The sequence below is a fragment of the Maritalea mediterranea genome, from assembly GCF_021568695.1.
GTDB lineage: Bacteria > Pseudomonadota > Alphaproteobacteria > Rhizobiales > Devosiaceae > Maritalea > Maritalea mediterranea.
This window is the reverse complement of record NZ_JAKGTI010000001.1, coordinates 1,810,239-1,835,671: the sequence shown is the minus strand read 5'-3', so window position 1 is coordinate 1,835,671 and position 25,433 is coordinate 1,810,239. Positions and strand designations below refer to the sequence as shown.

At 53.1% G+C, this 25,433-nt stretch carries 22 protein-coding genes; all 22 read left to right on the top strand.

The features are described from left to right. Positions 1-86: 86 nt before the first annotated feature. The 22 genes from L1I42_RS08800 to dnaE all read left to right on the top strand — a co-directional run bounded on the left by L1I42_RS08800 (position 87) and on the right by dnaE (position 25,358). Positions 87-452 carry an NADH-quinone oxidoreductase subunit A gene (locus tag L1I42_RS08800; RefSeq protein ID WP_236114101.1) on the top strand — a complete coding sequence of 122 codons (366 nt, stop codon included), beginning with the start codon at positions 87-89 and terminating at the stop codon, positions 450-452. Next, entirely contained in the window at positions 443-1,021 is a 579-nt protein-coding gene (locus L1I42_RS08795; protein ID WP_236114100.1) for a NuoB/complex I 20 kDa subunit family protein, read from the top strand. The genes L1I42_RS08800 and L1I42_RS08795 overlap by 10 nt, the downstream gene beginning before the upstream one ends. A gap of 14 nt (positions 1,022-1,035) precedes the next feature. Beyond that, a complete protein-coding gene (locus L1I42_RS08790; RefSeq protein WP_236114099.1) occupies positions 1,036-1,638 on the top strand; it encodes an NADH-quinone oxidoreductase subunit C in 603 nt (200 codons plus the stop codon). A gap of 10 nt (positions 1,639-1,648) precedes the next feature. Then, complete coding sequence (locus tag L1I42_RS08785; protein WP_236114098.1) at positions 1,649-2,839, top strand: NADH-quinone oxidoreductase subunit D; 1,191 nt, start codon at positions 1,649-1,651, stop codon at positions 2,837-2,839. After that, positions 2,839-3,879 (top strand): NADH-quinone oxidoreductase subunit NuoE, encoded by a 1,041-nt coding sequence (gene nuoE, locus L1I42_RS08780; RefSeq protein WP_236114097.1) that lies wholly within the window; start codon positions 2,839-2,841, stop codon positions 3,877-3,879. The genes L1I42_RS08785 and nuoE overlap by 1 nt, the downstream gene beginning before the upstream one ends. Then, complete coding sequence (locus L1I42_RS08775; RefSeq protein ID WP_236114096.1) at positions 3,879-4,076, top strand: hypothetical protein; 198 nt, start codon at positions 3,879-3,881, stop codon at positions 4,074-4,076. The genes nuoE and L1I42_RS08775 overlap by 1 nt, the downstream gene beginning before the upstream one ends. Further along, the gene (gene nuoF / locus L1I42_RS08770) at positions 4,076-5,383 is read left to right on the top strand and encodes an NADH-quinone oxidoreductase subunit NuoF (RefSeq protein WP_236114095.1); all 1,308 of its coding nucleotides are present in this window, start codon (positions 4,076-4,078) and stop codon (positions 5,381-5,383) included. Before L1I42_RS08775 ends, nuoF begins: the two co-directional genes overlap by 1 nt. A 12-nt stretch (positions 5,384-5,395) precedes the next feature. Then, the gene (gene nuoG / locus L1I42_RS08765) at positions 5,396-7,492 is read left to right on the top strand and encodes an NADH-quinone oxidoreductase subunit NuoG (protein WP_236114094.1); all 2,097 of its coding nucleotides are present in this window, start codon (positions 5,396-5,398) and stop codon (positions 7,490-7,492) included. 10 nt (positions 7,493-7,502) lie between these two features. Then, positions 7,503-8,600, top strand: a complete 1,098-nt coding sequence (gene nuoH, locus L1I42_RS08760; protein ID WP_236114093.1) for an NADH-quinone oxidoreductase subunit NuoH — start codon at positions 7,503-7,505, stop codon at positions 8,598-8,600. 13 nt (positions 8,601-8,613) lie between these two features. After that, on the top strand, positions 8,614-9,102 hold the full coding sequence (nuoI, locus tag L1I42_RS08755) for an NADH-quinone oxidoreductase subunit NuoI (RefSeq protein ID WP_236114092.1): 489 nt from the start codon (positions 8,614-8,616) through the stop codon (positions 9,100-9,102). Positions 9,103-9,114: 12 nt separating this feature from the next. After that, positions 9,115-9,723, top strand: coding sequence for an NADH-quinone oxidoreductase subunit J (locus L1I42_RS08750; protein ID WP_236114091.1), 609 nt, complete (start codon positions 9,115-9,117; stop codon positions 9,721-9,723). 12 nt (positions 9,724-9,735) lie between these two features. Next, the gene (gene nuoK / locus L1I42_RS08745; RefSeq protein WP_133571080.1) at positions 9,736-10,050 is read left to right on the top strand and encodes an NADH-quinone oxidoreductase subunit NuoK; all 315 of its coding nucleotides are present in this window, start codon (positions 9,736-9,738) and stop codon (positions 10,048-10,050) included. A gap of 4 nt (positions 10,051-10,054) precedes the next feature. Next, positions 10,055-12,091: an NADH-quinone oxidoreductase subunit L gene (nuoL, locus tag L1I42_RS08740; protein ID WP_236114090.1), complete on the top strand. Its 2,037-nt coding sequence runs from the start codon at positions 10,055-10,057 to the stop codon at positions 12,089-12,091. Further along, positions 12,088-13,608, top strand: coding sequence for an NADH-quinone oxidoreductase subunit M (locus L1I42_RS08735; RefSeq protein WP_236114089.1), 1,521 nt, complete (start codon positions 12,088-12,090; stop codon positions 13,606-13,608). The genes nuoL and L1I42_RS08735 overlap by 4 nt, the downstream gene beginning before the upstream one ends. A 9-nt stretch (positions 13,609-13,617) precedes the next feature. Further along, positions 13,618-15,066, top strand: a complete 1,449-nt coding sequence (gene nuoN / locus L1I42_RS08730; RefSeq protein WP_236114088.1) for an NADH-quinone oxidoreductase subunit NuoN — start codon at positions 13,618-13,620, stop codon at positions 15,064-15,066. Continuing rightward, complete coding sequence (locus L1I42_RS08725; RefSeq protein WP_236114087.1) at positions 15,066-15,830, top strand: biotin--[acetyl-CoA-carboxylase] ligase; 765 nt, start codon at positions 15,066-15,068, stop codon at positions 15,828-15,830. The genes nuoN and L1I42_RS08725 overlap by 1 nt, the downstream gene beginning before the upstream one ends. Before the next feature lie 14 nt (positions 15,831-15,844). Continuing rightward, complete coding sequence (locus L1I42_RS08720) at positions 15,845-17,509, top strand: ribonuclease J (RefSeq protein WP_236114086.1); 1,665 nt, start codon at positions 15,845-15,847, stop codon at positions 17,507-17,509. A 4-nt stretch (positions 17,510-17,513) separates the two neighbouring features. Then, entirely contained in the window at positions 17,514-17,762 is a 249-nt protein-coding gene (locus L1I42_RS08715) for a DUF1467 family protein (protein ID WP_236114085.1), read from the top strand. A 363-nt stretch (positions 17,763-18,125) separates the two neighbouring features. Continuing rightward, positions 18,126-19,475, top strand: a complete 1,350-nt coding sequence (proS, locus tag L1I42_RS08710; protein ID WP_236114084.1) for a proline--tRNA ligase — start codon at positions 18,126-18,128, stop codon at positions 19,473-19,475. Positions 19,476-19,478: 3 nt separating this feature from the next. Continuing rightward, positions 19,479-20,837: an ABC transporter permease gene (locus L1I42_RS08705; RefSeq protein WP_236114083.1), complete on the top strand. Its 1,359-nt coding sequence runs from the start codon at positions 19,479-19,481 to the stop codon at positions 20,835-20,837. Next, positions 20,830-21,519 (top strand): ABC transporter ATP-binding protein, encoded by a 690-nt coding sequence (locus L1I42_RS08700; RefSeq protein ID WP_236114082.1) that lies wholly within the window; start codon positions 20,830-20,832, stop codon positions 21,517-21,519. The genes L1I42_RS08705 and L1I42_RS08700 overlap by 8 nt, the downstream gene beginning before the upstream one ends. Before the next feature lie 368 nt (positions 21,520-21,887). Then, the gene (dnaE, locus tag L1I42_RS08695; RefSeq protein WP_236114081.1) at positions 21,888-25,358 is read left to right on the top strand and encodes a DNA polymerase III subunit alpha; all 3,471 of its coding nucleotides are present in this window, start codon (positions 21,888-21,890) and stop codon (positions 25,356-25,358) included. Positions 25,359-25,433 lie beyond the last annotated feature (75 nt).

Here is a 25,433-nt window from a genome sequence, read left to right as displayed (position 1 = left end):
AAATCGAAGTTTCGGCTCATTCGCGTGAGTCTGACTTGGGACATAATCTTGGCTGAGTTTCAGCTGTCAAAAAAGGCAAGGCAATTATGACCGAATTGCTCTCTCAGTATCTGCCCGTGATCATATTTATCGGATTATCCGCCGTGATCGGTTTGGCACTTTTGGTTGCCCCTTTCATCATCGCAATTAAACGCCCGGACCCGGAAAAGGTGTCGGCGTATGAGTGTGGTTTTGAGGCATTTGATGATGCACGGATGAAATTTGATATCCGTTTCTATCTGGTGGCCATCCTGTTCATCATTTTCGACCTTGAGGTGGCGTTCCTCTTCCCTTGGGCAGTGGCGTTTAAGGATGTGGGCTGGTTCGGCTTTTGGGCGATGATGATCTTTTTGGGTGTGTTGACCATCGGCTTTATCTATGAATGGCGCAAAGGGGCTCTGGAATGGGATTAGACAATAATTCAACATTGGTTGCACCGCAGCCAAAAGGTATTATCGACCCCAAGACCGGGAAGCCGGTTGGTGCTGATGATCCATTCTTTCTCGACGTAAATGACCAGTTGGCCGATAAAGGTTTTTTGGTGACCGCGACCGATGATCTGATCAATTGGGCGCGGACTGGTTCGTTGATGTGGATGACCTTTGGTCTGGCCTGTTGCGCGGTTGAGATGATGCACATGTCCATGCCGCGTTATGATGCTGAGCGCTTTGGTTTTGCGCCACGCGCGTCCCCACGTCAATCAGACGTGATGATTGTGGCAGGCACCCTGACCAACAAAATGGCACCGGCCTTGCGCAAAGTTTATGACCAGATGCCAGAGCCACGCTATGTGATCTCCATGGGGTCATGTGCAAATGGCGGCGGTTATTATCACTATTCATATTCTGTTGTGCGCGGGTGTGACCGCGTGGTGCCTGTGGACATTTATGTGCCCGGGTGTCCGCCGACAGCCGAAGCCTTGCTTTATGGTGTGTTGTTGCTGCAGAAAAAGTTGCGCCGTACCGGCACAATTGAGCGATAAGGGGCAGGGGGCAAATGGATTCTACCCTTACAGAACTTGGCGAATATATCAGCGCGAAACTGCCGGAAGCTGTGCAATCGGTTGAGAGCGGTTTTGGTGAACTGACGTTGAACGTGGCAACAGACACGATTGTGGACGTTGCGCGTTTTCTGCGTGACGACAGCCAATGTCAGTTTAGCTGCATCATTGATATTTGCGGCGTGGATTTTCCGCAGCGGGTTGATCGTTTTGATGTGGTTTATCACTTTTTGAGCCCGACGCAGAATTTGCGCATCCGCGTAAAGCTGAAAACTGACGAAGATACGCCAGTACAATCAATTTGCGACGTGTATCCGGGCGCTGATTGGTTCGAGCGCGAAGCGTATGACATGTATGGCATTTTGTTCGTCAACCACCCTGATCTACGCCGTCTTCTGACTGATTACGGGTTTGAAGGGTTCCCATTGCGTAAAGACTTCCCCCTGACCGGCTTTGTTGAAGTGCGGTACAATGAGGAGTTGCAGCGCGTGGTTTATGAGCCTGTGAAGCTGACGCAAGAATTCCGCTCATTTGACTATTTGTCACCTTGGGAAGGCACCGATTATGTGCTTCCTGGTGATGAAAAGGCGCAAGGTTGAGGATCGAAGTATGAGCGAAGCGCAACTTAGAAATTTTAACATCAACTTTGGCCCCCAACACCCGGCCGCACATGGCGTGTTGCGTTTGGTGCTGGAGCTGGATGGCGAAGTGGTAGAGCGGGTCGATCCACACGTAGGCCTGTTGCACCGCGGCACGGAAAAGCTGATTGAGCACAAGACCTATTTGCAGGCTGTGCCTTATTTCGATCGCCTCGACTATGTGGCGCCAATGAACCAAGAGCATGCGTTTGCACTGGCAGTTGAGCGCTTGTTGGGCATTACAGTGCCAAAGCGCGGCCAGTTGATCCGCGTGCTTTATTCTGAAATCGGCCGGATTTTGAACCATTTGCTGAACGTGACCACCCAAGCGATGGACGTTGGTGCGCTGACGCCGCCATTGTGGGGCTTTGAAGAGCGCGAAAAGCTGATGATCTTTTATGAGCGGGCCTGTGGCGCGCGCATGCACGCAGCTTATGTGCGCCCCGGTGGTGTACACCAAGATCTGCCGCCTGAATTGATTGACGATATCGAAGCTTGGTGTGATCCGTTTTTAGGCGTGCTGGACGATATTGAAGGGCTTTTGACCGAAAACCGTATTTTCAAGCAGCGGAACGTTGATATTGCCACCGTAAAACTGGAAGATGCATGGGCATGGGGCTTTTCCGGCGTGATGGTGCGTGGCTCTGGCGCGAAATGGGATTTGCGCAAAAGCCAGCCTTATGAATGCTATGATGAGTTGGATTTCAACATCGCCGTGGGCAAAAATGGCGATTGTTACGACCGCTATCTGGTGCGCATGGAAGAGATGCGTGAATCTGTGAAAATTATGAAGCAGTGCATTGATTTGTTGCGCTCACCCGATGGGCAGGGGCCTGTATCGTCGGTGGATGGCAAGATTGTGCCACCAAAACGTAGCGAAATGAAGCAATCCATGGAAGGGTTGATCCACCACTTTAAGCTTTATACCGAAGGCTACAAAGTGCCTGAAGGTGAGGTTTACGCGGCGGTGGAAGCGCCGAAAGGCGAGTTTGGCGTTTATCTGGTGTCTGATGGCAGCAACAAGCCTTATCGCTGTAAAATCCGGGCACCCGGCTTTGCACATATGTCGGCCATGGACTTTTTGAGCCGTGGCCATATGTTGGCTGACGTGTCAGCCATTATTGGTACTCTTGATATCGTTTTTGGCGAGGTGGATCGCTAATGTCAGTTCGTCGTCTCGCAGAAGATCACATTCAACCGCAAGAATTTGCGTTTAATGCCGACAATAAAAAGTGGGCCAAGCAAACCATTGCGAAATATCCAAAAGGCCGTCAGCAATCTGCTGTGATCCCGTTGTTGATGCGGGCGCAGGAGCAGGATGGTTGGGTGACCAAGGCCGCGATTGAGCATGTCGCCGACATGCTTGAAATGCCTTATATCCGCGTTTTGGAAGTTGCGACCTTCTATACACAGTTTCAGCTTAAGCCGGTTGGCACCAAAGCGCATATCCAAGTGTGTGGCACCACACCTTGCATGCTGCGCGGCTCTGGCGATTTGATCAAAGTTTGCAAAAGCAAGATCAATGAACAGCCCTTTGAAACCAATGAAGAGCGCACGCTTTCCTGGGAAGAGGTTGAATGCCTGGGTGCATGTGTGAATGCGCCAATGGTGATGGTGTTTAAAGACACTTATGAAGATTTGACCCCGGAACGCTTTGAAGAAATCATTGATGAATTTGAAGCAGGCAAAGACGTTAGGACCGGGCCACAGATTGATCGGCAATTTGCTGCACCCGAAGGTGGGCATGTAACGCTCACTGACGTGCCCGCACGTGCACAGTCTGCGCGTCAGCCTGCCAAAAAGGCTGATGCCAAAACATCTGCACCAAAACCGACTGCCAAAGAAAAGGCAGAAGAACCGGGTGCCGATGTCAAGAAGCCGAGCAAGACGGCAAAAAAAGCCGCGGCAAAGGCCGACAATGAGCAGATGAAAGAGCCATTGTTTGAAGCGCCGGAAGGTCAAAAAGACGACTTGAAGCTAATTTCAGGCGTTGGACCCGTGCTTGAAGGCAAACTGAACGATCTGGGCATCACAACCTATGCGCAAGTGGCAAAACTGACCAAAAAGCAGATTGCTGAAGTGGACGATCGGTTGAGCTTTAAAGGGCGCATTGAACGTGATGATTGGAAAGCGCAAGCCAAAGCATTGGCAAAAGGTGGCGCTGAAGAATATCGCAGAGTCTTTGGTAAGGATCCACGCTGATGAGTGAACGTTTCTTGGGCATAGAGCTGAATGCGAACAACATCATGTTGGCGATTGCCTTTATGGTGGGCACCTATATTGCCATTCGTCTGATCGCGTTCTTTGCCGCTTTTCTCACAAATGGCCTTTTCGGTGTTGTCGTTAGCGCGGCCATCGGGCTGGTATTGTTTTATGCATTCATGCGGGGGCGTCGATAATGCTTACAGATAAAGACCGCATTTTCACCAACCTATATGGTTTTGAAGATTGGGGCCTTGAGGGCGCGAAAAAACGTGGTTCATGGTCGCAAACAAAAAGCTTTATTGATAAGGGGCGCGACTGGATCACCGAAGAGGTGAAGGGTTCCGGTCTGCGTGGTCGTGGTGGCGCTGGCTTCCCGACTGGCCTTAAATGGAGCTTTATGCCCAAGCAAAGCGATGGTCGCCCCCACTATCTGGTGGTGAATGCTGATGAATCCGAGCCGGGCACCTGTAAAGACCGTGAAATTATGCGCCATGACCCGCATCACCTTGTTGAAGGGTGCTTGTTGGCGGGCCGCGCGATGGATGCACACACTGCTTATATTTATGTGCGCGGCGAGTTTGTGCGCGAGCGTGAACGGTTGCAGGCGGCTGTGGATCAGGCCTATGAGGCCAATCTGATCGGCAAAAACAACGTGCATGGCTGGGACTTTGATATTGTCGTGCACCATGGTGCCGGTGCGTATATTTGTGGTGAAGAAACCGCATTGCTGGAAAGCCTTGAAGGCAAAAAAGGTCAGCCTCGGTTGAAGCCACCTTTCCCGGCGGGTATGGGCCTTTATGGCTGTCCCTCCACCGTGAACAATGTGGAATCGATTGCGGTTGTGCCGGAGATTTTGCGGCGCGGGGGCTCATGGTTTGCCGGTCTTGGCCGGGAAAACAACACGGGTTCGAAACTTTTCTGCGTTTCTGGCCACGTGAACCAGCCAGCGACATTTGAAGAAGAAATGGGCATCACCTTCGGCGAATTGATCGACAAACATTGCGGTGGTATTCGCGGCGGTTGGGACAATTTGCTGGCGGTTATTCCTGGCGGTTCGTCTGTGCCCTGTGTGCCGGGCCACAAGATGCGCGATGCCATTATGGATTTTGACGGGCTGAAAGAAGTTGGCTCTTCATTGGGTACGGCAGCTGTTATTGTGATGGACAAATCGACAGATATCATCGCGGCAATTGCGCGGCTGGCCTATTTCTACAAGCACGAAAGCTGCGGTCAGTGCACCCCGTGTCGTGAGGGCACAGGCTGGATGTATCGTGTGATGGAACGCATGGTGCGCGGCGAAGCGCAAAAGCGTGAAATTGATATGCTGTTTGAAGTGACCAAGCAGGTTGAAGGACACACAATTTGTGCGTTGGGCGATGCGGCGGCATGGCCCATTCAAGGTTTGATCCGCAATTTCCGGCCGGAAATTGAAGCCCGGATTGATCAATACACGCACAATGCGAAAGCAGAGGGTGCTGTGCCTTCTGTTGCAGCGGAATAAGGCGGCAAGAGCATGGCCAATATTAAAGTAGACGGTAATGAAATTGAGGTTCCAGATCACTACACGCTGATGCAGGCGTGTGAGGAAGCTGGTGCTGAAATTCCACGTTTTTGTTATCACGAACGGCTTTCTGTGGCGGGCAACTGCCGCATGTGCCTTGTGGAAGTAAAGGGCGGCCCGCCAAAACCTGCGGCTTCTTGTGCCATGAGCGTGCGCGATTTGCGCCCCGGGCCGGAAGGGCAACCGCCTGAAGTGTTCACCAACACACCTATGGTGAAAAAAGCGCGCGAAGGCGTGATGGAATTTTTGCTGATCAACCACCCGCTGGATTGCCCGATTTGCGACCAGGGCGGCGAGTGTGACCTGCAAGACCAGGCCATGGCTTATGGCATGGACAATTCGCGCTATCAGGAAAATAAACGCGCGGTGGAAGACAAATATATCGGGCCATTGGTGAAAACCATTATGACCCGCTGTATTCACTGCACACGCTGTGTGCGGTTCACCACCGAAGTGGCGGGCATTTCCGAGCTTGGTTTGATTGGTCGTGGTGAAGATGCGGAAATCACCACTTATCTTGAGCAGGCAATGACATCAGAGTTGCAAGGCAATGTGATTGACCTTTGTCCTGTTGGTGCCTTGACCTCCAAGCCTTATGCCTTTCAGGCGCGGCCTTGGGAATTAAACAAGACTGAAAGCATCGACGTCATGGACGCGGTCGGCTCCAACATTCGGGTGGATAGCCGCGGTCGCGAAGTGATGCGCGTGATGCCGCGGGTGAACGAGGCGATCAATGAAGAGTGGATTTCAGACAAGACGCGCTTCATTTGGGACGGCTTGAAGTCACAGCGCCTTGATAAGGTTTATGTGAAAAAGAACCGCAAGTTGCAGGCGTCTGACTGGAATGACGCGTTTGCGACCATCGCTCGCGCGGTGAAAAAAGCTGATCCAGCAAAAATCGGCGCGTTGGCTGGCGATTTGGCTGGTGCGGAAGAAATGTATGCGCTGAAAGCGCTGTTGAGCGCTGTTGGTGCAAAAAGCTTTGATTGTCGGCCAGTTGGTTCGGCAATCGATCCTTCTAAGGGGCGCGCAAGCTACATCATGAATGCTGGCATTACCGGCATTGAAGAAGCAGATGCGATTTTGATTGTGGGCAGTGACCCACGCAAAGAGGCATCTTTGGTCAATGCTCGGATCCGCAAAGCTTGGCGGCAGAACGGCACACCGATCGCCGTGATCGGTGAAAATGCCGATCTGAAGTATGATTATGCCTATCTGGGCACCGGCACGGAAGCTTTGGCGGCTTTGGCGGCAGGCGACGACAAGTTTGCAAATGTGCTGAAAAAGGCGAAGAAACCCATGATTATTGTGGGTGAAGGCGCTTTGACCGGCACAACGGCTAAGGATGTGTTGGCGTTGAGCACACAAATCGCATCCGACAATGGCGCGCTGAGCGATGATTGGAACGGCTTTGCCGTGTTGCATAACGCGGCAGGTCGCGTCGGCGGTTTGGATGTTGGCTTTGTGCCTGAGCGTGGTGGCATGGATGCCGCCAAGATGCAGGCAGCGGCCAAAAAAGGCGAGCTGGACGTTGTGTTCTTGCTGGGGGCAGACAATTACGATCTGAGCGCCTTTGAAAATAGCTTTGTGGTTTATATCGGCTCCCATGGTGATCGCGGTGCCCATGCGGCGGATGTGATCTTGCCGGGTTCGGCCTACACTGAGAAGAGCGTCACCTATGTGAATACGGCAGGTATTGTGCAACGCACAAGTCGCGCTGTATTTGGACCAGGTGAGGCCAAAGAAGATTGGGCCATTTTGCGGGCGTTGAGCGCTCATTTGGACGCGACATTGCCGTTCGACAATCTCAACCAGTTGCGCGCTGCGATGTTTGCGGATGTGCCGCATCTGGCTGTTGTGGAAGGCCCGGTTGAAACAAAAGCCGCTGATGTGGCCAAATTGGCCAAGGTGCCGGCAAAAATTAAACCTGGTGCTTTGGTGTCACCAATTGACGATTTCTATTTGACCAATCCAATTGCGCGGGCATCCAAAGTGATGGCTGAATGTTCGCAATTGGCGCTTGGGCAAGTTAAAGAAGCTGCGGAGTAGGGGCTGAATTATGGATTGGTTACTCCCATCACTTGATTATTTGCTCGGCGTACCCTTTTTGGGATTGGGTGAACAAATCGGGTTTATTTGGAAAGCGCTCTTGCTGCTGGTGACGTTGCTGGTGTTTGTGGCCTATGTGCTGCTGGCGGACCGGAAAGTCTGGGCAGCGGTACAGATTCGTCGTGGCCCGAACGTGGTTGGTGCCTTCGGTTTGCTGCAAAGCTTTGCCGACTTGTTGAAGTTCGTCTTCAAGGAGCCACTGATTCCAGCTGGGTCTGACAAAGTCGTGTTTTTGCTGGCGCCGTTTATCACCGTTCTGGTGTCTTTGGCGGCCTGGGCCGTTGTGCCAATTGATGAAGGCTGGGCCATGGCTGACATCAATGTCGGCATTTTGTATATTCTGGCGATTTCTTCGCTCGGCGTTTATGGCGTGATCATGGGGGGGTGGGCCTCCAACTCGAAATACCCGTTTTTGGGCGCTTTGCGTTCTGCCGCGCAAATGGTTTCTTATGAAGTTTCCATCGGTTTTGTGATCATCACCGTGTTGCTGTGCGTCGGGTCTTTGAACCTGACCGACATTGTGATTGCGCAAAGAGAAATGGGCCTGGCGCATATGTTGGGCGTGCCTTGGTTGTCCTTTCTCAACTGGTTCTGGCTGCCTTTGTTCCCAATGTTCATCATCTTTTTCATCTCGGCCTTGGCCGAAACAAACCGTCCTCCATTCGATTTGCCGGAAGCTGAATCTGAGCTGGTGGCGGGCTTTATGGTGGAATATGGCTCAACCCCTTACATGATGTTTATGTTGGGCGAGTATGTGGCCATTGTGTTGATGTGCGCACTGACCACGATCCTGTTTATGGGCGGCTGGTTGCCGCCAATTGATGTGGCGCCGCTGAACTGGATTCCCGGTGCGGTCTGGTTTGTGCTGAAAACCTGCCTTGTGTTCTTCATGTTTGCGATGGTGAAAGCCTTTGTGCCGCGCTATCGCTATGACCAATTGATGCGTTTGGGCTGGAAAGTGTTCTTGCCGATTTCCATCGTAATGATTTTTGCCGTTGCTTTGGTGCTGCAGCTTACGGGCTGGGGCTGGCACGGCGGTGTGGCTTAAGGGGAAACGACCAATGCGAGCAATTCAGTTTCTCAACTCGTTATTGCTGAAAGAGTTTGTTTCGACATTCTTTCTGGCGATGCGCTATTTCTTTAAACCGAAGCCAACCATCAACTATCCGTTTGAAAAGGGACCAGTGAGCCCGCGTTTTCGTGGAGAGCATGCCTTGCGCCGCTATCCGAACGGGGAAGAGCGTTGCATTGCCTGCAAATTGTGTGAAGCGATTTGCCCAGCACAGGCGATCACTATTGAAGCGGGGCCCCGCCAGAATGATGGTACCCGCCGCACCGTTCGGTACGACATCGATATGGTGAAATGCATCTATTGCGGCTTTTGCCAGGAAGCGTGCCCCGTGGACGCGATTGTGGAAGGGCCAAATTTTGAATTTGCGACCGAAACCCGCGAAGAGCTTTATTTCGACAAGGAGAAGCTTTTGGAAAATGGTGACCGTTGGGAACGTGAGATTGCTGCCAATCTTGCTGCCGACGCACCATATCGCTAGGAGCTTGATGATATGACCCTTCAACTCGCATTTTTCTATTTGTTTTCAACGGTGGCGATCATCTCGGCAGTGATGGTGATTTCGGCGCGTAACCCGGTGCATTCTGTGCTGTTTTTGATCCTCGCCTTTGTGAATGGCGCGGGCATCTTCATGCTGGCCGGGGCTGAGTTTTTGGCGCTGCTGCTCATCGTTGTTTATGTGGGCGCGGTGATGGTGCTGTTCCTGTTTGTGGTGATGATGCTGGACATCGACTTCGCGGAATTGCGACAGGGGATATTGCAATATGCGCCCATTGGCGCCTTGATTGGCGGCATTTTGCTGATTGAGCTGATTTTGGTGGCTGGGTCATTTGTGATCACACCGGAAGTGGCCACATCAAGCGCAGTGCCATTTGTGGAAGGCATGTCCAACACCGAGGCTTTGGGCAACATGCTTTACACCCGCTATGTCTATCTGTTCGAAGCTGCCGGGCTGATTTTGTTGGTGGCGATGATCGGGGCGATCGTTTTGACATTGAAGCATAAGCCGAATGTGAAGCGGCAGGATATTAATGCGCAGGTTGCGCGCAAACGCGAAGATGCTGTCGAAGTGGTCAGCGTCGAGAGCGGCAAAGGGATTTAATTGGGGGCCTAAATGATACCGGATATCGGACTTGGTCATTTTCTGACCGTGGCGGCCATTTTATTTACGCTTGGCGTATTTGGCATATTTCTGAATCGGAAGAATGTGATCATCATTCTCATGTCAGTGGAATTGATCCTTTTGGCAGTGAACATCAACTTTGTGGCGTTCAGCGCCCATCTGCAAGATCTGGCTGGCCAGGTGTTCGCCTTGATGATTTTGACCGTTGCGGCGGCTGAAGCGGCGATCGGTTTGGCGATCCTTGTGGTGTTTTATCGTAACCGCGGCTCCATTGCTGTGGACGATGTCAACGTGATGAAGGGCTAAACAGATGATTTATTCTGCGATTCTCTTTCTCCCGTTGATTGGGGCCTTGGTTGCTGGGCTTTTCGGCCGGTCAATCGGGCACAAGGCGGCTGAATATCTCACAACCGGCTTGCTGATGGCTTCAGCATTGCTGTCATGGTTGGTCTTCATCGGCATTATGACCGGTGGTGGCGGCGAACATGCTGCGGACGCCGAACACGGCGCTGACCATACATTCATGGCCGCTGAATCGGTGAAAGTGACCTTGTTCCGCTGGATCGACACAGGCGGGCTTGATCTTTACTGGATGATCCGGGTCGATACGCTGACAGCGGTGATGCTGGTTGTGGTGACCACCGTATCGTCTTTGGTGCACCTCTACTCCATCGGCTATATGCATGAAGATCCGCACCGTGCACGCTTCTTTGCCTATTTGTCTCTGTTTACCTTTGCCATGTTGATGCTGGTGACGGCAGACAACTTCCTGCAAATGTTCTTTGGCTGGGAAGGCGTTGGCTTGGCGTCTTATCTGTTGATTGGTTTCTGGTACAAAAAACCAAGCGCCAACGCGGCAGCGATGAAAGCCTTTATTGTCAACCGTGTGGGTGACTTTGGCTTTATCCTGGGCATCTTTGCCGCGGTGATCATGCTGGGATCAATGGATTTTGACACAGCCTTTTCCCATGTGGCGGATATGGAAGGCGTGACCTTCAACTTCCTCTGGGGACAATGGGATGCGATGACCGTCATCTGCTTGCTGTTGTTCCTTGGCGCGATGGGTAAGTCAGCCCAGTTCCTGCTGCACACCTGGTTGCCGGACGCGATGGAAGGCCCGACACCCGTTTCGGCATTGATCCACGCCGCGACCATGGTGACCGCAGGTGTGTTCATGGTGGCGCGTTTATCGCCTATGTTTGAAGCTTCACCAACGGCCTTGACCGTGGTGACGGTGATCGGCGCGATCACTGCGTTCTTCGCAGCAACGGTCGGTTTGGTGCAGAACGATATTAAACGCGTGATTGCCTATTCAACCTGTTCGCAACTGGGCTACATGTTTGTGGCGCTTGGGGTAGGGGCATACTCAGCTGGTATCTTCCACCTGTTCACCCACGCTTTCTTTAAAGCACTGTTGTTCCTTGGCGCTGGTTCGGTGATCCACGCCATGCACCACGAGCAAGACATGCGCAAAATGGGCGGCATTAAGAACAAGGTGCCTGTGACATATTGGATGATGATGATTGGCACCTTGGCGCTGACCGGGGTGGGCATTCCATTCCATCTCGTGTCTGATGCTCTGCCAAATCTTGGCTTTGCCGGCTTCTTCTCCAAAGATGCCATTATTGAGGCGGCATATGGTGCACATACGGAAGCGGGGAACTTCGCGTTCTATCTGCTGGTTGTGGCGGCCTTGTTCACAAGCTTCTATTCATGGCGTCTCGTGCACTTGACCTTCCATGGCAAGACACGTGCTTCAAAAGAAGTGTTTGACCATGCCCATGAGAGCCCGAATGTGATGCTGATCCCACTTTATGTGCTGGCGGTTGGCGCGGTGCTTTCCGGTATCGTGTTCTATAATGACTTCTTTGGTCATGCCCACTATGTGGAAGAGTTCTTCCGCGGGTCTGTGGTTGTGGATGCAGAAATCATCGATGCGGCGCACCATGTGCCGGTTTGGGTGAAACTTTCTGCCACATTTGCCATGATTATTGGCTTTATCACCGCCTGGTGGTTCTATATCGCCAAGCCGAGCCTGCCCAAAGCATTGGCGAAAGAACATTCCGGACTTTACGCCTTCCTGCTCAACAAATGGTACTTTGATGAACTCTACGACTTCATCTTTGTGCGCCCGGCCAAATGGCTTGGCCGCGTGTTGTGGCGCGGGTTCGACGACTGGTTTGTTGATGGTATTATTGTGGGCGGCCTGGCACGGCGCGTAAAAGACGTGACCAATCAGGTTGTGAAACTGCAATCTGGCTATCTCTACCACTACGCACTGGCCATGCTGATCGGCGTGGCTGCACTGATTACCTGGGCGATTGCTGCAGGGGGCCTACTCGGATGAATATTATAAATAACAACATCCTATCGATTCTGACCTTCCTGCCATTGGTGGGTGTCTTTTTCCTATTGATCGTGCCGGGCAATGATGAACTGGCCAAAAACAATATGCGCCGGATTGCGTTGGCGACCACCTTGGTGACCTTTGTGTTCTCTCTGGTGATGTGGGCCATGTTTGATTCATCAAATCCCGGTTTCCAGTTTGTGCAAAACCACAGCTGGATCGGCGATGATGTGATCGGCTATCGGATGGGCGTGGATGGGATTTCGATCCTGTTTATCGTTCTGACCGGTCTGTTGATGCCCATGTGTGTGTTGGCGAGCTGGGAGTCAGTTCAAAACCGGGTGCGCGAATATATGGTTGCGTTCCTGATCCTTGAATTCTTGATGATCGGCGTGTTCGCCACGCTTGATCTTGCGATGTTCTATGTCTTCTTTGAAGGCGGTTTGATCCCCATGTTCCTGATCATCGGGATATGGGGCGGCAAGAAGCGGATTCAGGCGAGCTATAAGTTCTTCTTCTATACCTTTATCGGTTCGGTGCTGATGCTGTTGGCGGTGATGGCCATGTATTGGCAGGCTGGCACCTTGGATATCTCGAAGCTGTTGCAGTTCGAGTTCTCTTCGGAGTCGCAATATTGGCTCTGGCTGGCGTTCTTCGCTTCGCTTGCGGTGAAGATGCCGATGTGGCCGTTCCACCGCTGGTTGCCAGAAGCGCACGTTGAAGCGCCAACGGCTGGTTCGGTGATCCTGGCGGCGATTCTGTTGAAAATGGGCGGTTACGGCTTCTTGCGGTTCTCCTTGCCCATGTTCCCGGAAGCTTCGGCTTATTTCTCGAACTTTGTGTTCGTGTTGTCCGTTGCGGCGATCATCATCACCTCGCTGGTGGCGTTGGTGCAGGAAGATATCAAAAAACTGATCGCTTATTCGTCTGTGGCGCATATGGGTTATGTGACCATGGGTATTTTCGCCGGCAATATCCTGGGCGTACAGGGCGCGATCTTCCAAATGATTTCGCACGGTATTGTATCTGGCGCATTGTTCTTGTGTGTGGGCGTGATTTACGACCGGATGCACACGCGCCAGATTGATGCTTATGGCGGCCTGGTGGAGCGTATGCCGAAATATGCCTTTGCCTTTATGGTGTTTACCATGGCCAATGTCGGCCTGCCGGGTACCAGCGGCTTTGTGGGCGAGTTCCTGACGCTGATGGGCATTTTCCAGGTGAATACCTGGGTGGCCTTCGGTGCGGCCTTCGGGGTGATCTTCTCCGCCGGTTACGCCTTGTGGCTCTATCGTCGGGTGATTTTCGGCGTGCTGGAAAAAGAGAATTTGAAGGCAATCATGGATATGAGCCCGCGCGAAATGGCGGTGATCGTGCCCTTGATCTTCCTGACGATCTTTTTCGGCTTCTATCCAGCGCCAATTCTGGATGCGACCGCCGCGTCTGTTGAGCAGTTGGTCAACCAATATCAAATGAGCCTGGGGCAAGTCGGCGCCCTTGCCGAAGTTGCGCGCTAGGGGGATATAATGAATTCTGATTTGACTTCTTTTGCAGATCTGGCGCCAGCCTTTCCTGAATTGATGCTGGCGATCGGGGCGATCGTATTGCTGATGGTGGGGGTGTTCACCTCCGCTAAAAGCTCAAACCAGGTGGTGTTGGGCATTGCCATGGGCCTGTTGGCCCTGACGGCTGTGCTTGAGGTGATCCATCCGGTCAATGGCGTGTTGTTCAACGGCGCGTTCGTCCAGGATGATTTTGCCCGCTTTATGAAAGTGCTGGTGCTGATTGGTTCGGCCTTTGCGCTGGCGATCTCCGTTTCCAGTGCGGACGAGCATAAGCTCAACAAGTTTGAGTATCCGGTGCTGGTGGTGCTGGCGACGCTCGGCATGCTGATGATGATTTCAGCCAATGATCTGATCTCATTGTATGTTGGCCTCGAGCTGCAATCCCTGTCGCTCTATGTGATCGCGGCGTTCAAGCGCGACTCCGGTAAGGCGACCGAAGCTGGCTTGAAATATTTCGTGTTGGGCGCTTTGTCTTCCGGCATGCTGCTTTATGGTTCGTCGATGGTGTATGGCTTTACTGGCCACACACAGCTAAACCTGATCGCCGAAGCGATTTCGCTGGGCGAACCTTCACTTGGCCTCATCGTTGGCCTTGTGTTTGTGCTGGCGGGTCTGGCGTTTAAAGTGTCTGCCGTACCGTTCCATATGTGGACACCAGATGTTTATCAGGGTGTGCCGACACCGGTCACCGCATTCTTTGCTTCTGCCCCGAAAGTGGCGGCAATGGCGTTGTTTGTTCGGGTGGTCTTCGACACATTTGAGCCAATTGCAAAAGACTGGCAGCAGATTGTGATCTTTATCTCAATCGCGTCCATGATCCTGGCGGCCTTTGCAGCGATTGGGCAAAAAAATATCAAGCGTCTGATTGCTTATTCGTCCATCGGCCATGTGGGCTTTGCCCTGGTCGGGCTTTCTGCAGGATCTCAGATCGGGGTTGAGGGTGTTGCCGTTTATATGGCGATTTACCTCACCATGACCCTTGGCCTGTTCGCCTGTATCCTGGCGCTCAAAAACGATGAGGGCTATGTGGAGCAGATTGATGATCTGGCCGGTTTGGCCCAGTCCCGTCCGTTTGTGGCGGCCGGGATTGCCATCATCATGTTCTCGTTGATTGGCTTGCCACCTTTGGCCGGTTTCTTTGCCAAGTGGCAGGTGTTTCTGGCGGCGATTGAAGCGCAATTGTTTGTGTTGGCGGTGATCGGCGTTTTGGCCAGTGCGGTGAGCGCGTTCTATTATCTTCGGATCATCAAAGTGATGTATTTCGACGAGGTGGTTCACCAATTCGACGAGTCTGTGTTCGCGCTGCGCTTCATTATCGCCATTTCGGGCTTTTTGATCGTGACCTATTATTTCACGCTCGGTGTGCCGTTGACGCAATGGGCACAAACAGCAGCAGGTAGCCTCTTTTAGTGGTTAGCCTTGGTGAACGCGCGCTGGCGGCGGGCTATGGTTTACGGCATGTGCCGAGCATAGGTTCCACCAGCGCCACATTGATGCAAGATGCTTTAGACGGGGCCACTGGCCCCGTTTGGCTTGTGGCTGACGAGCAGGTGGATGGCAAGGGGCGGCGCGGCCGGTTCTGGCACTCACCGCCGGGCAATCTCTACGCTTCCATGTTGTTGAGTGATCCTGCGCCTAGCGAGAAGGTGGCGCAGTTGTCTTTTGTGCTGGCGTTGGCTCTGCGGGATGCCGTGTGCCAGATCGCAGAGGCGCAAGGTGTTGCTGGCCTGGACGTGGAGTTGAAATGGCCTAATGATCTGATGATCAATGGGAAAAAGTGTGCCGGTCTATTGCTGGAAGGTGGTATGAAAGGGCAAAGCCGCTTTGTGGTGATCGGTATGGGGGTGAATTTGGCATTTCACCCCGACAAGTCCAACCACCCGGCGAGTAACTTTGCTGCATTTGGACTAAACACATCGCCCGCGCATTTCTTCGCGTTTTTGTCTGATGCGGTGGCGCGGCGAATAGACCAATGGGCGCGTGGCAGTCAGTTTGATCAAATTAGAGCCGATTGGCTTGCCCATGCGTATCGAATGGGCGAGGTGATGCGGATTAATGCCAATGCGGAAAGCTATGAAGCGCGGCTTGAAGGGGTGGACCCGACAGGTGGATTGATTGTTGATCATATGGGTCGGCAGCGCATCGTGACCGCAGGCGAAATATTCAATTTATAACGGAAGTATTTTTTATGCAGGACCAGTTGGTTTTTGTCCCTTTAGGCGGCGTTGGCGAGATCGGTATGAATTTCGGTCTTTATGGTGTTGGCGCACCAGATGATCGGAAATGGCTGATCGTGGATTGCGGGCTGACTTTTGGCGGTCCTGACCTGCCCGGCATTGAGCTGGTGATGCCAGACTTGCGGTTTTTGGAAGATGAGGTCGATAATATTGTGGGCATGGTGCTCACCCATGCCCATGAGGACCATTATGGCGGGGTGATGGATTTATGGCCGCTTCTGGAGTGCGATGTCTATGCTTCGCCCTTTGCCGCTGAAATGCTGAAAGCCAAGGGTCGGTCCAACAATTTTGATTATGAAGTGCCGGTGAAAGTGGTGCAGCAGGGCGATACGATCGAGCTGGGGCCGTTCAAGGTTGAACTGATCAATGTGGCCCACTCAATTCCGGAAAGCTCTGCCCTTTATATCGAAACACCTGCCGGGCGGGCATTGCATACGGGCGATTGGAAGATCGACCCATCCCCTGTAGGCAACCCACCGACAGACGAAAAGCGCTTGCGCGAGATCGGGGCAATGGATGCGCCACTGGCCTTGATTTGCGACAGCACCAATGCCGTGCGCGACGGGGTGAGCCCGGGTGAGGGTGAAGTGGCTGAAAGCTTGGAAAAGCTGATGCTTGAGGCGCCCAATCGGGTCGCCGTAACCATTTTTGCCTCCAATGTGGGGCGGATGATTTCCATCGCCCGCGCTGCACAAAAGGCGGGACGGCATGTGGTGGCTTCCGGTCGTGCCATTCACCGCACATCTGAAATAGCGCGTGATCTTGGCCTGTTTGAAGGTATTGAACCCTTTCTGGATCAGGATGCATTTGGTTATTTGCCCCGCGAGAAGGTGTGTTTGATCTGCACCGGGTCACAAGGGGAATCCAGGGCGGCGATGGCGCGAATTGCGCGGGATGACCATCCGGTGCTGACGCTTAATCGGGGCGATCAGGTAATCTTTTCCTCCAAGGCCATTCCGGGGAATGAGAAGGATGTGCTGGATATTCAGAACATGCTGATCAATCAGGGGGTAAAAGTGATCACGGATCGGGATGCGTTAGTGCATGTGTCTGGCCACCCGCGTCGCGACGAGCTGCGCCAGCTTTATAATTGGTTGAAGCCGAATGTGTTGGTGCCGGTGCATGGGGAAGCGGCGCATTTGGAAGCGCAGGCGGAGTTGGGACGCGAAGCGGGCATTGAAACCGTCATGTCGATCCGCAATGGCGATATGGCCATGCTTTATCCGAAACCTGAGTTTTTAAAGGACGAGGTTCCCTCCGGGCGCCTCTATCTTGATGGCGATATATTGTGTACGCCGGACGAAAGCGGGGTGCGTGAGCGACGCAAGCTCAGCTTTGGCGGCCATATAGCCATTTCGCTGGTGATTGATGGCAAAGGGCAATTGCGCGATGCGCCACAAGTTGAGCTGTATGGCTTGCCGCAACTTGAGGATGAGGAAGAAGATTTCGAGCAGGTGGTGAACAAAGCTATTGATGGGACCATCCGCTCAATGCCGGCCAAGAAGCGTGGCGCAACTGAAGTGCTGGCGGAAGCCATGCGACGAGCTGTCCGCTCGGAAGTGAATCAATTTTGGGGTAAAAAGCCCATTGTAAAAGTGTTCGTCCATAAGGTGTAAGCAGATGGGACTGGTTTCTTCGATTGCGCTCTATTTTGTGTTGTGGTGGTTGTGCTTTTTTGTGGCGCTTCCGATTGGCGCACACTCGCACGCCGAGCAAAATATAGAGGTGGACAAGGGTTCCGAAGCGGCCGCGCCCACTAAGCCGCATTTGATCAAGAAAATGTTGGTGGCGACGGTTGGTGCGTTTCTATTGCTATGGCTTACCCAATGGGTTTTGGCGCTGCCAAGCTTGCAGTATTACTGGAAGTAACTTCTGTAACATATTGATAGTCAACAAAAAACAGGGCCGAAGCCCTGTTAATTAGTTTCGCGACAATTCGTTGGACTTACTCAAGCTCTTAAAGAGCGAGGCCAACGTTCCTCCCTAGACCTTGTCAGCGTACACGGGACTGGATTTGATCAACAGCCCTCTTATTGGGGTTGGACACTAACAACTTAAAATGGTCCTGTCACCCGGTTTTTGGCGCCAAATTGATAAAAATTGGAAAATTGGTTTACGTGGGTGCTGGATGAAGAAAAAATGCCCCGAAAAACCTTGCATCTAAGCGACTTATGGCGTTTTGTGCCAGCTGTTAACCCTGTTTGACGAGTCGAGAGAAAGCAAGAATAGATCATGCGCCTGTCAAAATATTTTCTGCCTGTTTTAAAAGAAACACCCAAGGAAGCGGAAATCGTTTCGCACCGTCTGATGCTGCGCGCCGCGATGCTGAAGCAGGAGGCCAGCGGCCTTTATGCCTGGCTGCCGTTGGGGTACCGGGTGTTGCGCAAGGTGCAGAACATTATTGAGCAGGAGCAGGACCGGGCCGGGGCCATCGAGTTGCTGATGCCGACCTTGCAGCCTGCTGATCTGTGGCGCGAGAGTGGTCGCTATGATGCCTATGGCAAGGAAATGCTGCGGGTGACTGACCGGCACGAGCGCGACATGCTTTATGGGCCGACCAATGAGGAAATGATCACCTCGATTTTCCGTTCGAACGTTAAGTCTTATAAGGATCTGCCGCTCAATCTTTATCACATCCAGTGGAAATTCCGCGACGAGATTCGTCCACGTTTCGGCACCATGCGGAGCCGCGAGTTTTTGATGAAAGATGCCTATTCGTTCGATTTGGACAAGGAAGCGTCAGTCAAATCCTATCACCGCATGTTCGTGTCTTATTTGCGCACTTACTACCGTATGGGGCTGACAGCTATTCCCATGCAGGCAGAGACCGGGCCGATTGGTGGCGATTTGAGCCATGAATTCATCGTGCTCGCCGATACCGGCGAAAGCGGCGTGTTCTGCGACAAGGCACTGCTGGACCAGCCCATTCCACCTAAAGATGTGGATTATGATGGCGATTTGACCTCTTACGTCAATGACTGGACCAAGCTCTATGCCGCCACGGAAGATATGATCGATATGGACAAGTTCCAGGCGGAAGTGCCCGAGGAGCGCCGGGTTGAGGCGCGCGGCATTGAAGTGGGGCAGGTGTTCTATTTCGGCACGAAATATTCTGAGCCCATGGGCGCAACTGTAGCCGATGCCAATGGCAAAGACGTGCCGGTGCATATGGGGTCTTACGGGATTGGCCTGACGCGGTTGGTGCCGGCGATTATTGAGGCCAGCCATGATGATGACGGCATTATCTGGCCGGTTTCTGTGGCGCCTTTCGAGCTGGCGCTGATCAATCTCAAGACTGGCGACGAGAGCTGTGTTGAACAGTGTGACGCGCTTTATCAGCAACTTGAAAATGCGGGCATTGAAGTTCTGTATGATGATCGTGATATGGGGGCTGGCGGCAAATTTGCCACGGCTGATCTGATCGGCTTGCCTTATCAGATGATTGTGGGACCACGCGGCCTTAAAAATAACGAAGTTGAGATCAAGAATCGTAAAACTGGCGACCGCACCAATGTGTCGTTGGAACAGGCCGTTGACTTCCTCCTTGAGCGCATTGTGCCGGAACGCAGACAGGATATTTAAAATATGAGTGACGCCGCGCAGACCCCGCAAAACCGTCCCTTTTCGCGGTTTGAATTTATGGTGGCTTGGCGTTATCTGCGTGCGCGCCGGGAAGAAGCCTTTATTTCGGTGATTGCGGCGCTCACCCTGACCGGCATTGCCATTGGCGTGGCCACCTTGATCGTAGTGATGTCGGTGATGAACGGGTTTCGCGCTGAACTGCTGGACAAGATTTTGGGCCTGAATGGCCATTTTACGGCCTTTCCGCTGGAAGAGCAGTTCGAAGACTATGATCAGATCATTCCCAAAATCGAGGGCGTTGACGGCGTGGAAGCCGTGGTGGCGTTTGCTGAAGGGCAGGCACTGGCCTCGGGCATTGGCCGCTCCACCGGCGTGGCGGTGCGCGGAATCAATGAGCGCGATCTGAACAAGATGCCACTTTTTGCCGAATCTGCGGTGTTGGGCGGCTTCGATGGCTGGAATGAAGGCAAGGGCGTGGCCATCGGCATGCGCCTGGCACAAAATTTGGGCGTATCGGTTGGCGATACAGTGACGATTATTACGCCGGAAGGCACGGTAACGCCCTTTGGTACGGCGCCGCAAATCCGGACCTATCCGGTGGATGTGGTGTTTGAATTGGGCATGGTCGAGTTTGACAGTTATTTCGTCTATATGCCGCTGCAACTGGCGCAGAATTATTTCAAACTATTCCGCGATGTGCTGAAAGATGGTGTTGAGCCGCTGCCACTGGACGCCACCGACGAGCAGATTGACGAAGCCTATGAGCGGATTTATTCCGTGACCGGGTTGGAAATTTTTCTGGATGATCCTGATTCCATCCACGATATGCGCGAGCCGATCCAGGAAGCGGCGGGGCGGCCCATGATCTTGTCAGACTGGCAGCGCCGCAATGAAACCTTCTTCTCGGCGCTGCAGGTGGAGCGGGTGGTGATGTTTGTCATCCTCTCCATGATTGTGCTGGTGGCCGTGTTCAATATTATTTCTTCGCTGGTTATGCTGGTGAAAGAGAAAAACAGCGACATTGCCATTTTGCGCACCATGGGTGCGACGCGGGCGTCGATTATGCGCATCTTTTGCATGACCGGCACGGCGATTGGCGTGGCGGGCACATTGATCGGCCTGATTGCCGGACTCGTTTTGGCCTCGAATGCAGAACCGATCCGAGCTTGGATTTCTGAGACCATCGGCATCACGCTGTTTCCGCCTGAAGTGTTTTTCCTTTCCTCGTTGCCGTCGAAAACTGATCCATTTGAGGTGATCTTTGTGGTGAGTCTGGCGTTGATTTTGAGTTTTGCCGCATCGCTTTATCCGGCGTGGCGCGCGGCGCAATATGATCCAGTTGAGGCCCTGCGTTATGGCTGATTTGAAATTGTCTTTACGTGGTGTGCATCGCCATTATCTGGAACGAGACGCACGGCTCGACATTTTAGTGAATGTCGCGCTTGATATCGCCGCGGGCGAGATTGTGGCGCTGGTGGCGCCTTCGGGCGCGGGCAAATCGACCTTGTTGCATGTATGCGGCCTTTTGGAACGGCCCCAGCAAGGGGAAATTACGATTTGCGGTACGTCAGCGCATGAGCTGAATGACCGAGCGCGCACGCTGCTGCGCCGGCAAAATGTGGGCTATATTTATCAATTCCACCATCTGCTGCCCGAATTTTCGGCCAGAGAGAATATTATGATGCCGCTATTGATTGCCGGTGTCGAACGGGGCGCGGCGCAGGAACGGGCAGATGCGCTTTTGAACCATATGGTGATCAAGGAGCGCGGTGACCATCGTCCAGCCCAGCTGTCCGGCGGGGAGCAGCAACGGGTGGCTATTGGCCGCGCCATGGCCAACAACCCGGGATTGATTTTGGCGGACGAACCGACGGGCAATTTGGATCCTGAAACAAGCGGACATGTGTTTGATCTGCTGGCCAATTCTATCAAGGACCATCAGGCGGCAGGGCTGATCGCAACACACAACCACGATATTGCCCGGCGGGCGGATCGCGTGGTGACGTTAAATGGTGGCGCCGTCGTGCCAACCAAATTGGCTTAATCTGCTGCCATAGTGCCAATAAACTTATCCACCTATGTCCACAGATGTGCACAGGCTTTGAACAGGTTGCGCACTGCTTGTGCCCATTAACCATAAAAGCATCAACAGCTTTCCCACAGTCCTATGCACACTAGACGAGAACAAACGAAGAATATATAAGAACAAACAGGAAACAACGGAGGTTGCTATGTTTGTTCTGATTAAAGATGTGATGGCACTGTTCTCTCTGGCCGGGTTTAGTGCTGCGGCGCTGATGTGGATGGATGTGCTGACCAAGCTGGGCGGCGTTTAGGATTTGCAACAACGCGCCTGTGAACATCGCATAAGCTTGCTTGGCGAGCATGGGCGCTTTGTGCATAGATAGAGCCATGAGCGCGACACCTGATTTCATCCATTTGCATGCCCACTCGTCCTATTCTTTGCTGGAAGGGGCGATACAGCTGAAAAAGCTGATCGACTTAGCTGTTAATGACGGGCAGGTCGCGCTGGGGGTTGCGGACACCGGCAATTTGTTCGGGGCGCTCCAATTTTCGGATATTGCGAACCAGAAGGGGCTGCAACCAATTGTGGGTTGCGAGTTGCCGATTGAATTTGAGCCGCCTTCGGATATGCCCGGGCGCGAGCGCAAAAAGTTTGCCAAGGAATCTGTGGTGCTGATCGCCCAGACCGAACAGGGCTTTCAAAATCTCTCGGAATTGGTCTCGCGGGCCTATCTGCTGGGGGACGCCAGCGCTCTGAAAGCGCCGATTGCTTGGTTTGATGAGGGTTTGCACGAAGATTTGATCTGCCTGACCGGCGGGCTGGAAGGCGGGATTGATCCGCTTTTTGCGCAGGATTATGACCAGCAAGCAGTGACGCGGCTGGATAATCTGCGCCGCATTTTTGGCGATCGGCTCTATATTGAATTGCAACGGCATGGTAAGGATGCCCAAGCCATCAGCGAACCGCAATTGCTGGACTATGCTTATGCTCATGATGTGCCGATTGTGGCGACCAATGAGCCCTTCTTTCCCAAAAGCGATGATTTTGAGTCGCACGATGCGTTGATGGCGATTGCCGAGGGCAGCGTTGTGGCGCAGACCGAGCGGCGCAAATTATCCGATCAGCATTATTTCAAAACCCGCAAGGAAATGTGCGCGCTGTTTGCGGACTTGCCCGAGGCGATTGAAAACACAATTGAGATTGCGCAACGGGTAACATTTCGGCCGTTGAAGCGCGCGCCAATTTTGCCCAATTTTGCGGCGCCGGAGGGCATGAGCTCCGACGAAGCGGTTGAGGCGGAGGCCGAAGAGCTCTCGCGCCAAGCCCATGAGGGGCTGGAGCGGATATTGGAGCGGGATGGTCCTGCGCCTGGGATGACGGCTGATCAATATCGCGAACGGCTTGAATTTGAGCTGAACGTTATCAAAAATATGAAGTTTCCCGGCTACTTCCTGATCGTTGCCGACTTTATCAAATGGGCGAAAGAGCATGGCATTTCGGTGGGGCCGGGGCGGGGCTCTGGTGCCGGGTCGCTGGTGGCCTATGCATTGACTATTACCAACCTCGATCCGTTGCGCTATGCGTTGCTGTTCGAAAGGTTTTTGAACCCGGAACGGGTCTCGATGCCCGACTTTGACATCGATTTCTGCCAGGAGCGGCGGGAAGAGGTGATTCAATATGTGCAGCAAAAATATGGTGCCGAGCAGGTGGCGCAGATCATTACCTTCGGGACGCTGCAGGCCCGAGCGGTGTTGCGCGATGTGGGGCGGGTGTTGCAAATGCCTTATCCGCAGGTGGATCGCATTTCCAAACTGGTGCCGTCTAACCCCGCCAATCCGGTGACGTTGACCGAAGCGATTGATGGTGAGCCGCGTTTGCAAGCCATGCGCGACGAAGATGAAACCGTGGCGCAGTTGCTGGAGATGGGCAAAAAGCTCGAAGGGCTTTATCGTCACGCCTCCACTCATGCGGCGGGTATCGTGATTGGTGACCGGCCGTTGCAGCAATTGGTGCCGCTTTATCGCGATCCGCGTTCCGATATGCCGGTGTCGCAATATAATATGAAGGTGGTGGAAGAGGCCGGGCTGGTCAAATTTGACTTTCTGGGCCTCAAAACACTGACCGTGATTGAATATGCCGAGCGGCTGATCAACCGGGATGGCGGCGATTTCTCCATTGAAAACATCTCGATTGAAGATGAAAAGACCTATGAGCTTTATGCCAAGGGCGAAACGGTTGGCGTGTTTCAGGTGGAAAGTCCGGGGATGCGGCGGGCGCTTCTGGATCTCAAGCCCGACCGGTTCGAAGACATTATCGCGATTGTGGCGCTTTACCGCCCGGGTCCAATGGACAATATCCCGACCTTCTGTGCCCGGAAACATGGGCGCGAAACACCTGATTATCTGCATGATAGTTTGACCGATATTCTGAAAGAGACTTATGGGATCATCGTTTATCAGGAACAGGTGATGCAGATTGCCCAGGTTCTGTCCGGTTACTCGCTGGGTGAAGCGGATTTGTTGCGCCGCGCGATGGGTAAGAAGATCAAGGCGGAGATGGACAAGCAAAAGGTCCGCTTTGTGGAGGGCGCCGTCAAGAATGGGCTGGTGAAAGCCCAGGCCGACAATATCTTTGAGCTTGTGGCGAAATTTGCCAATTATGGCTTTAATAAATCTCACGCTGCCGCCTATGCGTTGGTGTCTTATCAAACAGGCTATCTGAAAGCCCATTATCCAAAAGAGTTTCTGGCCGCGTCCATGACACTCGATATGGGAAACACCGATAAATTGAATGATTTCAAGCGTGAGGCGCAAAGACTTAAGATTGAAGTTAAACCGCCATGCGTGAATAAATCTGAGGTTATTTTCACCGTCGAGGGCAACAATATCCATTATAGCCTTTGCGCAGTGAAGGGCGTTGGCCGCAATGTCGCGGAGCATATTGTGGCGGTGCGGGGTGACCGACCCTTTGCCGACCTGGCGGATTTTGCTGAGCGAATTGACCCAAAGATCGTCAATCGGCGTGCCTTCGAAACGCTAACACATGCCGGTGCGTTTGATGATCTTGGTTTGCGGCGCGAAGAAGTGGCTTCGCTTACGGAAACGGTGTTGAGTTCCGCCCAGCGGGCAACGAGTAACCGCAATGAAGGTATTATGGATATGTTTACCGCTGCGGCGCCTGAACCGATCAAGCCAGCGAAAAATGTGCCGAGCTGGAGCCATTCGGAGCGATTGCAGCGCGAATTCTCAGCGATTGGCTTTTATTTGTCGGCCCACCCGCTGGATGAATACCAGTCCATTTACACCGAAGGTTATGCCCAGACCTGGCAAGCATTTGAGAAAGCGGCCCGCAATGGCGCCAGCGCTGGTCGGCTGGCGGGCACGCTGGCCTCGCGCAATGATCGTAAGACCCGTAAGGGCTCGAACATGTCGATCATTACGCTCTCTGATCCTACTGGCACCTATGAATGCTTGGTGTTTTCTGAGCAGCTTGATCGGTTTGATGAGGTGTTGACCGTGGGCAATTCCATTGTGGTGGAGGTGGAAGCCGATGCGCAGCCTGATGGGGTGCGGTTGCGGCTGATCAATCTGCACCCAATTGAGCGCGCCGTGGCCAAGATGGCCAATAAGCTGGTGCTGCATCTGACCAGTAAGGACTGCATCCCGCATCTGGCCAAGCAATTGCAGCGTGGCGGTGAGGGCCAGGTGGCCATTGTGGTGATGGATGAAAACCATAATTATGAGTTTGAAATTGAATTGCCTGGGGGATACCGGTTGACGCCTGAGCTGGCCAGTTCGCTCAAGGTGATGCCCGGTGTAGCTGACGCTCGGGTGAGTGCCGGGGTTTCTGCCGGATAGGTGGCGCAAAACCGCCGATTTCCGGCTTTTTACCCTTTGCGCTTATTATTCTCCATTTAGCTATTGCCAAGGGCG

Coding starts and splice junctions, on each gene's coding strand:
- L1I42_RS08800 (WP_236114101.1), top strand. CDS start 87: ATGACCGAATTGCTCTCTCAGTATCTGCCCGTGATCATATTTATCGGA.
- L1I42_RS08795 (WP_236114100.1), top strand. CDS start 443: ATGGGATTAGACAATAATTCAACATTGGTTGCACCGCAGCCAAAAGGT.
- L1I42_RS08790 (WP_236114099.1), top strand. CDS start 1,036: ATGGATTCTACCCTTACAGAACTTGGCGAATATATCAGCGCGAAACTG.
- L1I42_RS08785 (WP_236114098.1), top strand. CDS start 1,649: ATGAGCGAAGCGCAACTTAGAAATTTTAACATCAACTTTGGCCCCCAA.
- nuoE (WP_236114097.1), top strand. CDS start 2,839: ATGTCAGTTCGTCGTCTCGCAGAAGATCACATTCAACCGCAAGAATTT.
- L1I42_RS08775 (WP_236114096.1), top strand. CDS start 3,879: ATGAGTGAACGTTTCTTGGGCATAGAGCTGAATGCGAACAACATCATG.
- nuoF (WP_236114095.1), top strand. CDS start 4,076: ATGCTTACAGATAAAGACCGCATTTTCACCAACCTATATGGTTTTGAA.
- nuoG (WP_236114094.1), top strand. CDS start 5,396: ATGGCCAATATTAAAGTAGACGGTAATGAAATTGAGGTTCCAGATCAC.
- nuoH (WP_236114093.1), top strand. CDS start 7,503: ATGGATTGGTTACTCCCATCACTTGATTATTTGCTCGGCGTACCCTTT.
- nuoI (WP_236114092.1), top strand. CDS start 8,614: ATGCGAGCAATTCAGTTTCTCAACTCGTTATTGCTGAAAGAGTTTGTT.
- L1I42_RS08750 (WP_236114091.1), top strand. CDS start 9,115: ATGACCCTTCAACTCGCATTTTTCTATTTGTTTTCAACGGTGGCGATC.
- nuoK (WP_133571080.1), top strand. CDS start 9,736: ATGATACCGGATATCGGACTTGGTCATTTTCTGACCGTGGCGGCCATT.
- nuoL (WP_236114090.1), top strand. CDS start 10,055: ATGATTTATTCTGCGATTCTCTTTCTCCCGTTGATTGGGGCCTTGGTT.
- L1I42_RS08735 (WP_236114089.1), top strand. CDS start 12,088: ATGAATATTATAAATAACAACATCCTATCGATTCTGACCTTCCTGCCA.
- nuoN (WP_236114088.1), top strand. CDS start 13,618: ATGAATTCTGATTTGACTTCTTTTGCAGATCTGGCGCCAGCCTTTCCT.
- L1I42_RS08720 (WP_236114086.1), top strand. CDS start 15,845: ATGCAGGACCAGTTGGTTTTTGTCCCTTTAGGCGGCGTTGGCGAGATC.
- L1I42_RS08715 (WP_236114085.1), top strand. CDS start 17,514: ATGGGACTGGTTTCTTCGATTGCGCTCTATTTTGTGTTGTGGTGGTTG.
- proS (WP_236114084.1), top strand. CDS start 18,126: ATGCGCCTGTCAAAATATTTTCTGCCTGTTTTAAAAGAAACACCCAAG.
- L1I42_RS08705 (WP_236114083.1), top strand. CDS start 19,479: ATGAGTGACGCCGCGCAGACCCCGCAAAACCGTCCCTTTTCGCGGTTT.
- L1I42_RS08700 (WP_236114082.1), top strand. CDS start 20,830: ATGGCTGATTTGAAATTGTCTTTACGTGGTGTGCATCGCCATTATCTG.
- dnaE (WP_236114081.1), top strand. CDS start 21,888: ATGAGCGCGACACCTGATTTCATCCATTTGCATGCCCACTCGTCCTAT.